General features: G+C 63.2%; 14 protein-coding genes. 13 read left to right on the top strand and 1 reads right to left on the bottom strand.

From position 1 onward, the window contains the following. Positions 1 to 19: 19 nt before the first annotated feature. On the bottom strand, positions 20 to 1,216 hold the full coding sequence (locus tag A9D12_RS12690; protein WP_068352396.1) for a thiolase family protein: 1,197 nt from the start codon (positions 1,214 to 1,216) through the stop codon (positions 20 to 22). Between the two features lie 156 nt (positions 1,217 to 1,372). Between A9D12_RS12690 and A9D12_RS12685 the strand changes: the two genes are divergently transcribed. The 13 genes from A9D12_RS12685 to nuoI all read left to right on the top strand — a co-directional run bounded on the left by A9D12_RS12685 (position 1,373) and on the right by nuoI (position 11,904). Next, a complete protein-coding gene (locus tag A9D12_RS12685; protein ID WP_068352394.1) occupies positions 1,373 to 2,803 on the top strand; it encodes a coniferyl aldehyde dehydrogenase in 1,431 nt (476 codons plus the stop codon). A 144-nt stretch (positions 2,804 to 2,947) separates the two neighbouring features. Further along, on the top strand, positions 2,948 to 3,322 hold the full coding sequence (locus tag A9D12_RS12680) for an NADH-quinone oxidoreductase subunit A (RefSeq protein WP_068354495.1): 375 nt from the start codon (positions 2,948 to 2,950) through the stop codon (positions 3,320 to 3,322). A 59-nt stretch (positions 3,323 to 3,381) separates the two neighbouring features. Then, positions 3,382 to 3,888, top strand: coding sequence for a NuoB/complex I 20 kDa subunit family protein (locus A9D12_RS12675; RefSeq protein WP_418251563.1), 507 nt, complete (start codon positions 3,382 to 3,384; stop codon positions 3,886 to 3,888). Positions 3,889 to 3,899: 11 nt separating this feature from the next. After that, positions 3,900 to 4,685, top strand: coding sequence for an NADH-quinone oxidoreductase subunit C (locus A9D12_RS12670; RefSeq protein ID WP_068352386.1), 786 nt, complete (start codon positions 3,900 to 3,902; stop codon positions 4,683 to 4,685). Then, positions 4,682 to 5,893: an NADH-quinone oxidoreductase subunit D gene (locus A9D12_RS12665; protein ID WP_068352384.1), complete on the top strand. Its 1,212-nt coding sequence runs from the start codon at positions 4,682 to 4,684 to the stop codon at positions 5,891 to 5,893. Before A9D12_RS12670 ends, A9D12_RS12665 begins: the two co-directional genes overlap by 4 nt. Continuing rightward, a complete protein-coding gene (locus tag A9D12_RS12660; protein WP_068352382.1) occupies positions 5,890 to 6,075 on the top strand; it encodes a hypothetical protein in 186 nt (61 codons plus the stop codon). Before A9D12_RS12665 ends, A9D12_RS12660 begins: the two co-directional genes overlap by 4 nt. Beyond that, positions 6,068 to 6,736: an NADH-quinone oxidoreductase subunit NuoE gene (gene nuoE, locus A9D12_RS12655; RefSeq protein ID WP_068352380.1), complete on the top strand. Its 669-nt coding sequence runs from the start codon at positions 6,068 to 6,070 to the stop codon at positions 6,734 to 6,736. The genes A9D12_RS12660 and nuoE overlap by 8 nt, the downstream gene beginning before the upstream one ends. After that, on the top strand, positions 6,714 to 6,881 hold the full coding sequence (locus A9D12_RS14770) for a hypothetical protein (protein ID WP_156522882.1): 168 nt from the start codon (positions 6,714 to 6,716) through the stop codon (positions 6,879 to 6,881). Before nuoE ends, A9D12_RS14770 begins: the two co-directional genes overlap by 23 nt. Continuing rightward, the gene (locus tag A9D12_RS14765) at positions 6,878 to 7,054 is read left to right on the top strand and encodes a hypothetical protein (RefSeq protein ID WP_156522881.1); all 177 of its coding nucleotides are present in this window, start codon (positions 6,878 to 6,880) and stop codon (positions 7,052 to 7,054) included. The genes A9D12_RS14770 and A9D12_RS14765 overlap by 4 nt, the downstream gene beginning before the upstream one ends. Next, positions 7,054 to 8,346 carry an NADH-quinone oxidoreductase subunit NuoF gene (gene nuoF / locus A9D12_RS12650; protein WP_068352377.1) on the top strand — a complete coding sequence of 431 codons (1,293 nt, stop codon included), beginning with the start codon at positions 7,054 to 7,056 and terminating at the stop codon, positions 8,344 to 8,346. The genes A9D12_RS14765 and nuoF overlap by 1 nt, the downstream gene beginning before the upstream one ends. After that, positions 8,346 to 10,376 carry an NADH-quinone oxidoreductase subunit NuoG gene (gene nuoG, locus A9D12_RS12645; protein WP_068352375.1) on the top strand — a complete coding sequence of 677 codons (2,031 nt, stop codon included), beginning with the start codon at positions 8,346 to 8,348 and terminating at the stop codon, positions 10,374 to 10,376. The genes nuoF and nuoG overlap by 1 nt, the downstream gene beginning before the upstream one ends. Continuing rightward, positions 10,373 to 11,419, top strand: a complete 1,047-nt coding sequence (nuoH, locus tag A9D12_RS12640) for an NADH-quinone oxidoreductase subunit NuoH (RefSeq protein WP_068352373.1) — start codon at positions 10,373 to 10,375, stop codon at positions 11,417 to 11,419. The genes nuoG and nuoH overlap by 4 nt, the downstream gene beginning before the upstream one ends. Next, positions 11,416 to 11,904 (top strand): NADH-quinone oxidoreductase subunit NuoI, encoded by a 489-nt coding sequence (gene nuoI / locus A9D12_RS12635; protein WP_068352369.1) that lies wholly within the window; start codon positions 11,416 to 11,418, stop codon positions 11,902 to 11,904. Before nuoH ends, nuoI begins: the two co-directional genes overlap by 4 nt. The last annotated feature ends 129 nt before the right edge of the window (positions 11,905 to 12,033 follow it).

The following is a 12,033-nucleotide window of genomic DNA, read 5'->3' as shown; positions in this document are numbered from 1 at the left end:
CCGCCCGCCCGCCGTTTTTTTACACGAGTTCGACGGCAACCGCCGTCGCTTCGCCGCCGCCGATGCACAGCGCCGCAACGCCGCGGCGCTTGCCCTGCGCCTTCAGTGCCGCAATCAGCGTCACCACAATGCGCGCGCCGCTCGCCCCGATCGGGTGGCCGAGCGCCGTGCCGCCGCCGTTCACGTTGATTTTGTCATGCGCGATCCCGAGGTCGCGCATCGCAAACATCGCGACGCAGGCGAAGGCTTCGTTGACTTCGAACAGATCGACATCCTCGACGCTCCAACCGGCGCGGTCGAGCACCTTCCTGATCGCCGGGATCGGTGCGGTGGTGAACTGTGCCGGGGCCTGTGCGTGCGCCGCGGTTGCAACCACGCGGGCAACCGGCAAGAGGCCCTTGGCGTCCGCCACGCTTGCGCGGGTCAGGACCAGCGCTGCCGCACCGTCCGAGATCGACGACGATGTCGCCGCGGTGATCGTGCCGTCCTTGGCAAAGGCGGGCTTCAACTGCGGGATCTTGTCGGGGCGGCCCTTGCCGGGCGCTTCGTCATGTTCGACCACGACATCGCCGGCGCGGGTCGAGACGGTCACAGGCACGACCTCGTCGGCAAAGGCGCCGCTGGCGATCGCCTTGTTCGCGCGCGACAGGCTTTCGATGGTGTAGGCGTCCATCTCTTCGCGGGTCATCTGGTAATCGTTGGCGGTATCCTGCGCGAAGGTGCCCATGGCGCGGCCCGGCTCGTAAGCATCTTCGAGGCCGTCGAGGAACATGTGGTCATAGGCGGTGTCGTGACCCATGCGCGCGCCCGAGCGGTGCTTCTTCATGAGGTAGGGCGCGTTGGTCATGCTCTCCATGCCGCCGGCAACCACAATGTCGATCGTGCCGCTGGCAAGCGCTTCGGCGCCCATGATCAGCGTCTGCATGCCGCTGCCGCACACCTTGTTGACGGTGGTCGCTTCGACCGAGAGCGGCAGCCCCGCCTTGATCGCGGCCTGACGCGCGGGCGCCTGGCCGAGCCCCGCGGGCAGCACGCAGCCCATATAGGCGCGGTCGATATCCTCGCCGGACACGCCGGCGCGTTCGACCGCGGCCTTGACCGCGATCCCGCCGAGATCGGTTGCGCTGACATCGGACAAAGCGCCCTGCATCGCGCCCATCGGGGTGCGGACGTAGGAGAGAATGACGACCGGATCGTTCGGCGAAAGCTGGGTCATGGCAAAGTCCTTGCGTGACGGGGAAAGAATTGCGGCGCGATGTAGGCTCGCAATCCGCGCATGGCAATCGGGCCAAGCAGGCTGCTTGCGTGTGCGCGCGGATTGCGCGACAACGCGTCGCAAATTAAAACGCATCCGTCCGATGGGGAGATAGACATGGCCGATGATCGCCGCGCTGAACTCGAAGACCTGCTGGCACGCCAACGCGCGGCCTTCACCGCCTCGCGCCCCGAACACCTGAGCCAGCGCAAGGACCGGATCAAGCGCGCGATCGCGCTGATCAAGGACCATGGCGATGCCTTTGCCAAGGCGATGAGCGCAGATTTCGGCAGCCGTTCGGCCCAGCAATCGATGCTCACCGACATCGCCGCGACCGTGGGGGCGGGCAACCACGCGCTCAAACACATCGACCAGTGGTCGAAGCCCGAGAGGCGCAAGGTGCAGTTCCCGCTCGGCCTTTTGGGGGCGAAGGCCGAAGTGCGCTATGAACCCAAGGGCGTGATCGGCATTCTGAGCCCGTGGAATTTTCCGGTGCAGCTCGCTTTCGGGCCGCTGATGCAGGTGCTGGCCGCGGGCAACCGCGCGATGATCAAGCCGTCCGAGTTCACCGAGCGCACCAGCGAGCTGATGGCGGAGCTCACTGCGCAATATTTCCAGCCCGAGGAAGTCGCGGTTGTCACCGGCAGCCCCGAGGTTGCCGCAGCGTTTTCCTCTCTGAAGTTCGACCATCTGGTCTTCACGGGATCGACAGCAACGGGGCGCCGGGTGATGCAGGCGGCCGCAGAGAACCTCGTGCCCGTCACGCTCGAACTGGGCGGCAAATCGCCGGTCATCATGGGGCGCAGCGCCGATTTCGCCAAGGCGGGCGAACGGATCGCGATCGGCAAGATGCTCAATGCCGGGCAGATCTGCCTTGCGCCTGATTATCTGATGGTGCCCGAAGACAAGGCCGACGAAGCGGTCGCGGGGGTCACGCAGGCCGCCGCCACGATGTACCCGAAGCTGCTCGACAACGACGACTATGCCTCGATCGTTTCGGATCGCCACTTCGAGCGCCTCCAAGGTCTCGTTTCCGATGCGCGCGACAAGGGCGCTGAAGTCATCGAAGTCAATCCGGGGCAAGAGGATTTCGCCAACGCCAACCAGCGCAAGATGCCGCTGACCGTGCTGCGCGGCGTCAACGAAGACATGACCGTGATGCAGGAAGAAATCTTCGGACCCGTCCTGCCGGTGATGACCTACAAGGCGGTCGACCAGGCGGTCGATTACGTCAATGAACACGACCGCCCGCTGGGGCTCTATTATTTTGGCGAGGACAAGGCCGAACAGGAGCGCGTGCTGACCCGCACGATCTCGGGCGGGGTCACAACCAATGACGTGGTGTTTCATGTTTCGATGGAAGACCTGCCGTTCGGCGGGGTCGGGCCATCGGGGATGGGCAGCTATCACGCGGTCGAGGGCTTCCGCGAATTCAGCCATGCGCGCGCGGTCTATCACCAGCCCAAGATCGATATTGCCAAGCTCGGCGGATTAAAGCCGCCCTATGGCAAGGCGACCGATGCCGCGACGGCGCGGATGATGAAGTAGAAGATGGGGTGCGGGGCGCGCTTGCCTCGCAACCTCCCTTTCATTTCCTGCAACACCTGTAAGGGGTTTTCCCCGAGTCGGAGGGTTGCGCGTCCCGCGCGACGCGCCTAGGGCGACCTCGGGATTAATAGCTTGGACATCGCTGTGATCGATCTCAGCCAGTATCTGCCGATACTGTTATTCGTACTCATCGCCCTCGGGCTGTCGGTTCTTTTCGTCGTGGCCCCGATGGCGGTGTCGCGGCTGACCGGCGTGCACAATCCGGATGCCGAAAAGCTCTCGGAATACGAGTGCGGCTTTCCGGCTTTCGAGGACGCGCGCAGTCAGTTCGATGTGCGCTTCTACCTCGTCGCGATCAGCTTCATCGTTTTCGACCTTGAAGCCGCGTTCCTGTTCCCCTGGGCGGTCAGCCTGGGCGAAACGGGCTGGGTGGGCTGGTCCGGTATGATGGTGTTCCTGTTCATCCTTGCCGTCGGGCTTGCGTATGAATGGAAGAAAGGCGCGTTGGACTGGGAATGAATAACATCGTTTCTCCTCCCCCGGGGCTTACTGGCCTTGCACCCGCTCAAGGCGGCGACATGCGTGGGCCCGATGCCGACTTCTTCAAGTCGCTGCAGACCGAAGTCACCGACAAGGGTTTTCTCGTCACGTCGACCGAGGAGCTGTTCCAGTGGGCGCGCACCGGCTCGCTGTGGTGGATGACCTTCGGGCTTGCCTGCTGCGCGGTCGAGATGATCCACGCCAACATGCCGCGCTTCGACATGGAGCGTTTCGGCGCCGCGCCGCGCGCCTCTCCGCGCCAGTCGGACGTGATGATCGTCGCGGGCACGCTGTGCAACAAGATGGCTCCGGCACTGCGCAAGGTCTATGACCAGATGTCCGATCCCAAATATGTGATCAGCATGGGATCGTGCGCCAATGGCGGCGGCTATTACCACTATTCCTATTCGGTGGTGCGTGGGTGCGACCGGATCGTGCCGGTCGATATCTATGTCCCCGGCTGCCCGCCGACCGCCGAGGCGCTGCTTTACGGCGTCATGCAATTGCAGCGGAAGATCCGCCGCGTGGGCACCATCGAAAGATAAGGGCGCGTAACATGGCTGTACTCCATTCCGCTCCCCGGTTCGCATCGAACGAGGGCGTGATCGACGCAATCAGCGAGGCCATTTCGGTCTGGCTGATCGAAGCGCACGAAGCGCATGGCGAAGTGATCTTCCGCGTCGAGCGCGATGCCACCGCGCGCGTGCTGCAGATCCTGCGCGACGAGCATGCCTATCAGCAGCTCATGGAAATCGCCGGCGCGGATTATCCCTCGCGGCCCGAGCGGTTCGAAGTCGTGTATATGCTCCAGAGCCTGACCAAGAACCACCGGATCATGGTCAAGTGTTCGGCGAGCGAGGACACGCCCGTGCCGACGGTCACGACATTGTGGCCCAATGCGGGCTGGCTCGAACGCGAAGTGTTCGACATGTACGGCGTGACCTTTGCCGGAAACCCCGACCTGCGCCGGATCCTCACCGATTACGGCTTCGAAGGGCATCCCTTCCGCAAGGACTTCCCGATGACGGGCTATACCGAGCTGCGCTATTCCGAGGAGGAAAAGCGCGTGGTGTACGAACCTGTTGTGCTGGCGCAGGAAATGCGCAGCTTCGATTTCCTGTCGCCTTGGGAAGGCGCTGACTACGTGCTTCCCGGCGACGAGAAATCGCGCGGCGCGCCATCGGTTGCCGAACCCAAGACTACCGAGAAGCCAGCCGATACCGGCGCGGGCAAGGCGGCCAATGAAGCGGCGGCCAAGCCCGTGGCTGATGGCGCGCCGAAGGACAGCGGAAAGCCAGCCCCCGGTGCCCCCGATGCGACCTCGAAGGAGGGCGGACGATGAGCATGCAACGCGAAGAATCGCTCACCACCACGGGTGAGGTGATCACCAACTACACGATCAACTTCGGTCCCCAGCACCCCGCGGCGCACGGCGTGCTGCGCATGGTGATGGAGCTGGACGGCGAGGTGATCGAGCGGATCGACCCGCATGTCGGTCTGCTCCACCGCGGCACCGAAAAGCTGATCGAGCAGAAGACCTATCTGCAGGCGCTGCCCTATTTCGACCGGCTCGATTACTGCTCGCCGCTGGCCCAGGAGCATTCCTATGTGCTCGCGATCGAAAAGCTGCTGAACCTCGAAGTGCCGATCCGCGCGCAATATCTGCGCGTGATGTTCGCCGAGCTGACCCGCATCTGCAACCACATGCTCAACATGGGCGCGCACATCCTCGATGTCGGCGCGTTCACGCCGAACCTGTGGATCATGGACCTGCGCGAAGATTGCCTCAACTTCTTCGAGCGGGCGAGCGGCGCGCGCATGCACAGCGCCTGGTTCCGCCCGGGCGGTGTCCATCAGGACGTGCCGGAAAAGCTGTTGGTCGACATCGGCGACTGGCTCGACAACCGCTTCTTCCAGCTGTTCGAGGACGCGATGAGCCTCGTCATGGACAACCGCATCTTCAAGCAGCGCAATGTCGATATCGCCATCGTGTCGCGCGAAGACGCGATCGCCTGGGGCTTCTCCGGCCCGATGATCCGCGCCGCGGGCATTCCGTGGGATCTGCGCAAGTCGCAGCCCTACGACGTCTATGACCGCATGGAATTCGACATTCCGGTCGGCACCAACTCCGATTGCTACGACCGCTTCATGGTGCGCGTGAAGGAAGTCTACGAGAGCGCGAAGATCATCCGCCAGTGTCTGCGCGATATGCCGACCGGGCCGATTGCGAGCACCGACGGCAAGGTCTCGCCGCCCAAGCGGGCTGAGATGAAGCAGTCGATGGAAAGCCTGATCCACCATTTCAAGCTCTACACCGAAGGCTTCCATGTGCCTGCAGGCGAGGTTTACGTGGCGACCGAAAGCCCCAAGGGCGAATTCGGCGTCTATCTCGTCAGCGACGGCACCAACAAGCCCTACCGCTGCAAGATTCGCCCCACGGCATTCTCGCACCTTCAGGCGATGGACTTCATGTCCAAGGGCCACATGCTCCCCGACGCGACCGCAATTCTGGGTGCGATCGACGTGGTTTTTGGCGAGTGCGACCGGTGATCGAGATGACTCGCTTCGACTTCGCGCTCCTATCGCTTGCGATCCTGCTGCTGGGGATTTCGTTCGGATTGTTGATAGCGGGCCACGATCAATTCATGCCTTCATTGCTTGGTTCACTCGTTTTGTCGGCTTGGTTCGAGCTGCGAGGAAACAAGCACCGCCGTGAGAACTCCAATGGCTGACCGTACCCCCGCTCCCGACACCCCCGAACTGCGCGCCCGTTGGGGCGGCTTCGCGTGGACGCCGGAAAACAAGACAACCGCCGATTGGCACATCGCCAAGTATCCCGAAGGGCGCCAGCGTTCGGCGGTGATGCCGCTGCTCGATCTCGCCCAGCGGCAGGTCGGCGCGGAGACCGATACGCAGGGCTGGCTGCCGCTACCGGTGATCGAATATGTCGCACAGTATCTCGGGATGCCGGTGATCCGCGTGCTCGAGGTCGCCAGCTTCTACTTCATGTATAACCTCAAACCCGTCGGTAAATTCCACGTGCAGGTGTGCGGCACGACGCCCTGCATGCTGCGCGGTTCGGACGACATCATGACCGCCTGCAAGAAGCGCGGGATGGTGAAGGGCGGGGTCTCGGCCGATGGGCTGTGGACCCTCACCGAGGTCGAATGCATGGGCAATTGCGCCACCGCGCCCATGGTTCAGATCAACGACGACAATTACGAGGACCTGACGCCCGAGCGTCTCGATGCGGTGCTCGATGCGCTGGCAGCGGACCAGCAGCCGAAAACCGGCACGCAGGAGCCGGGCCGTCACACCTCCGAGCCTGCGGGTGGGCCGACCACGCTGACCGCGATGGTGGATGCCAACCATGACTATCGGGGCGAATGGTAAGGTGACCGAAGTTGTCTCCATCCTCGTCGCGCTGGTGCTCGCCTTCATCGCCTTCAAGGTGCTGATGGGGCTCGTGCGCGTGGGGGTAATCCTGCTCATCATCGCGGTTGTGGTGTGGATGTGGCAGTCGGGGGCCTTCGCATGAACCCGCTGACACTGCTTTTCGCGATCCTCGGGCTGACCGGCTTTGCGCTGGGTGCCGTGCTGACCGCGACCGGTCCATACGAGATGGGCGTGATTATCATGGGCCTCGGCCTTGTGTTTCAGGTGATTTCGCTGGTGCGCATCAAGCGCGCCAAAGCAAAGGGACAGCAGTGATGCTTGGCGATAAGGATCGCATCTTCACCAACCTGTACGGGTTCCAGGACTGGGGCCTCAAAGCAGCGCAGACGCGCGGCGACTGGGACGATACCAAGGCGCTGCTCGCGCGCGGACAGGACGCGATCATCGAGGAAATCAAGGCATCCGGCCTGCGCGGACGGGGCGGGGCGGGCTTCCCGACGGGCCTCAAGTGGTCTTTCATGCCCAAGGAATCGCGCGACGGCCGGCCGAGCTTCCTCGTCATCAATGCCGACGAATCCGAGCCCGGTTCCTGCAAGGACCGCGAGATCCTGCGCCATGATCCGCATAAGCTGATCGAAGGCGCTCTGGTCGCCGGCTTCGCGATGCGCGCGCGTGCAGCCTATATCTACGTTCGAGGCGAATACATCCGTGAGGCCGAGACGCTGCAGAAGGCGATCCACGAGGCTTACGATGCCGGTTTCATCGGCAAGAACGCCTGCGGCTCGGGTTACGACTTCGACGTCTTTCTGCACCGCGGCGCGGGCGCTTACATCTGCGGCGAAGAAACCGCGATGATCGAAAGCCTCGAAGGCAAGAAGGGTCAGCCGCGTCTGAAGCCGCCGTTCCCGGCAGGCGCGGGCCTTTATGGCTGCCCGACCACGGTCAATAACGTCGAAAGCATCGCGGTCGCGCCGACGATCCTGCGGCGCGGGGCCTCGTGGTTCAGTTCCTTCGGGCGCGAGAATAACAAGGGCACCAAGCTGTTCCAGATCAGCGGCCACGTGGAAAAGCCCTGCGTGGTCGAGGAAGCGATGAGCATCAGCTTTGAAGAGCTCATCGACAAGCATTGCGGCGGCATTCGCGGCGGGTGGGACAATCTGCTTGCCGTTATTCCCGGCGGTTCGTCGGTGCCGCTGGTTCCGGCCGCACAGATCCGCAATGCGCCGATGGACTTCGACGGGCTGAAGGAACTGGGCTCGGGCCTGGGCACGGCGGCGGTCATCGTCATGGACAAGTCCACCGACATCGTCCGCGCGATCAGCCGCCTCTCCTACTTCTACAAGCACGAAAGCTGCGGCCAGTGCACCCCCTGCCGCGAAGGCACGGGCTGGATGTGGCGCATGATGGAGCGCTTGCGCACCGGCGATGCGGCGATCGAGGAAATTGACATGCTGCAGGAAGTTACCAAGCAGGTCGAAGGCCACACCATCTGCGCGCTGGGCGATGCGGCCGCCTGGCCCGTGCAAGGCCTCATCCGCCACTTCCGTCCCGAGCTTGAGCGGCGGATCAACGAGCACAACGCCCAATTCCAAGAGGCAGCCGAGTAATGCCCAAGGTCACCGTAGACGGTCAGGAAATCGAGGTCCCCGCGGGCGCGACTGTGCTTCAGGCGTGCGAGCTTGCGGGCAAGGAAATTCCGCGCTTCTGCTATCACGAGCGCCTCTCCATTGCGGGCAATTGCCGCATGTGCCTCGTTGAAGTGAAGCCCGGGCCGCCCAAGCCGCAGGCCTCGTGCGCGCTGCCGGCAGCTGACGGTCAGGAAATCCGCACCGACTCGCCCATGGTCAAGAAGGCCCGCGAAGGGGTGATGGAGTTCCTGCTCATCAACCACCCGCTCGATTGCCCGATCTGCGATCAGGGCGGCGAGTGCGATCTTCAGGATCAGGCGGTCGCTTACGGCCGCGGCGGTTCGCGCTATCATGAGAACAAGCGCGCGGTGACCGAGAAATACATGGGCCCGCTGATCAAGACGATCATGACCCGCTGCATCCATTGCACCCGCTGCGTGCGCTTCTCCGAAGAGATCGCGGGCGTGGACGAAATCGGCGCGCTCTATCGCGGCGAGGACATGCAGATCACGACCTATCTGGAACAGGCGGCTTCGCACGAACTTTCCGCGAACGTCATCGACCTGTGCCCGGTTGGCGCTCTCACCAGCCGTCCCTATGCCTTCGAAGCGCGGCCGTGGGAATTGAAGCAGACGCTGAGCATCGATGTCTCGGACGCGGTGGGCGCGAATATCACACTGCATTCCAAGGGCCGCGAAGTCATGCGCGCGCTGCCGCGCATCAATGACGACGTCAACGAGGAGTGGCTCTCGGACAAGGGCCGCTATCAGGTCGATGGGCTGACGAAGCGCCGCCTCGACCGCGTGTGGGTGCGCCGTGATGGCAAGCTCCAGCCTGCCGATTGGGCCGAGGCTTTCGGCATGATCGCGGGCGCGCTTGAAGGCGACAAGGCCAGCATCGCGGCGGTCGCGGGCGATCTGCTCGACGCCGAAACGATGTTTGCGGCCAAGGCGCTGGTCAATGCTTGCGGCTCGCAGCTCACCGAAGCGCGCCAGACCGGCATGACCTATGACGTGTCGAACCTTGCGGCGGTCAATTTCAACTCGACCTTTGCCGGGATCGAGACGGCTGACGCGATCCTGATCGTCGGCAGCAATGTCCGCTGGGAAGCCGCCCTGCTCAACGTGCGGCTGCGCAAGGCAGTGAAGGCCGGGGCCAAGGTCTATATCGTTGGCCCCGAATGGGATCCGACGTACCCCGCAACCTTCCTCGGCAACGATCTGGGCCTGCTGGGCCGGATGCCGCAGGACATGGTTGACGTCATGACGGCGGCCAAGCGTCCGGCGGTGATCGTGGGGGCGGCGGCGCTCGCCAAGGGCGCGCTGGGCGCTACGCTTGGTCTGGTGGGCCAGTTCAATCTGGTGCGCACCAACGAGGACGGGAGTGTCTGGAACGGCTTCAACGTGCTGCACATTTCGGCGGCGCGCATGGCGTCGCTGATGCTCGGCTTCACGCTGCCGGGTGGAATGGGCGACATTGCTGCCGCTTCGCCCAAGGTGCTCTTGAGCCTCGGTGCGGACGAAATGGACTATGCGCCCTACGCGGGCAGCCTCAAGGTCTATATCGGCCACCACGGCGACAAGGGCGCGCATCACGCGGACATCATCCTTCCCGGTGCCTCCTTTGCCGAGAAGGACGGAACCTACGTCAACACCGAGGGGCGGGTGCAGTTCGCCGAAAAGGCGGTCTTCGCTCCGGGTGATGCGCGTGAAGACTGGACGATTTTGCGTGCGCTGGCCGATGCGCTTGGTGTCTCCGTCGGATTCGACAGCTATGCCGAATTGCAGGCCAGGATGATCGCGGCGGTTCCCGCCTTGGGCGAGGAAGGGCTGGCCGATTACGGTTCGCTGCCCGATGCGGTATCGGGTGCAACGGCCGAAGGCGAGATCGCGGGCTATCCGATCAAGGATTTCTACCTCACCAACCCCATCGCCCGCGCGAGCGAAGTGATGCAGCGCTGCTCGGACGAACTGCTCCACAGGGCTGACGTCAAGGAGGCCGCGGAATGACCGCCTTCTTCCAATCCTTGGGTCTGTCCTACGAATGGGCCTGGACCGTTGCGACGCTCATCGGGATCATCGTGATCTCGCTGCTCGTCATGTTCTCGGTCGCCATGGTGATCTATGTCGACCGCAAGGTGCTCGGCGCGATCATGATGCGGCGTGGGCCCAATGTGGTCGGCCCGTTCGGCTTGCTTCAGTCCTTTGCGGACGGGCTCAAGGTATTCCTTCAGGAAACTATTATCCCGAGCGCCGCGAACAAGGGCATCTTCCTGATTGCGCCGATCATCACGTTCACCGTCGCACTCGCAGCCTGGGCGGTGATCCCGTTCGATGCTGGCGTGGTGGTGTCGGACATCAATGTCGGCCTGCTCTACATCCTCGCGATCTCCTCGATGGGAGTTTACGGCGTGGTGATGAGCGGGTGGGCGTCGAACTCCAAGTATCCGTTCTTCTCGGCGATGCGTGCGTCCGCACAGATGATCTCTTACGAAGTCTCGATCGGCTTCGTGCTGGTGTGCGTGGTGCTGTTTGCGGGGACCTTCAACCTCAGCGGCATCGTCAACGCGCAGCAGGGCTTCGGGCTGGGGTTGATCAACGCCTATGTCGTGCACCCGCTGCTCTTCCCGATGTGGGTGGTGTTCTTCATCTCCTCGCTTGCAGAAACCGCACGCGCGCCCTTCGATCTCACCGAGGCTGAGAGCGAGCTCGTCGCGGGCTACCAGACTGAATACTCCTCGATGAGCTTCGCGCTGTTCTGGCTGGGTGAATACGCGAACATCCTCTTGATGTGCTCGCTCAACACGCTGCTGTTCTGGGGCGGGTGGCTGCCGCCGATCGACTGGGCGCCGCTTTACATGGTGCCTGGCATCATCTGGTTCCTGCTGAAGACCTTCATGTTCTTCTTCATGTTCAGCTGGATCTGGGCGACCGTGCCGCGTTACCGCTACGACCAGCTGATGCGGCTTGGCTGGAAGGTGTTCCTGCCGATGAGCCTGCTGTTTGTCGCCGCCACTTCCGGTTACCTCATGGCCACTGGGCACTTTGCATGACCTCCGTCTCCCACCTCATCAAGTCGTTCACCCTCTGGGAATTCCTCAAGGCGCACGCCTTGACGCTGAAGTATTTCTTCAGACCGAAAGTGACGATCAACTATCCCTTCGAGAAGGCCCCACTCTCGCCCCGCTTCCGCGGTGAGCATGCGCTGCGGCGCTATCCGAATGGCGAAGAACGCTGCATCGCGTGCAAGCTGTGCGAGGCGGTGTGTCCTGCGCAGGCAATCACGATCGAGAGCGAACCGCGCGAGGATGGCAGCCGCCGCACCACGCGCTACGACATCGACATGACCAAGTGCATCTTCTGCGGCTTCTGCCAGGAAGCCTGCCCGGTCGATGCGATCGTCGAAGGGCCGAACTTCGAATATTCGACCGAGACGCGCGAGGAGCTGCTCTACGACAAGGCCAAGCTGCTCAGCAATGGTGACAAGTGGGAGCGCGCGATTGCGGCGAACCTTGAAGCCGACGCTCCCTATCGCTAGGGCGCGCCGCAGATAATGAATGTCGCGGGGGAGAGGCGCACGCCGATCTTCCGCAAAGTGACTATGGGATCAAACTGGACGACACTCGGGGCGGCGCGCGGTGCGGGCGGCTTCGATGGTTGGGGATCA

The sequence above is a fragment of the Erythrobacter neustonensis genome, assembly GCF_001663175.1.
GTDB classification, from domain to species: domain Bacteria; phylum Pseudomonadota; class Alphaproteobacteria; order Sphingomonadales; family Sphingomonadaceae; genus Erythrobacter; species Erythrobacter neustonensis.
This window is presented reverse-complemented; position numbering and strand designations above follow the sequence as displayed.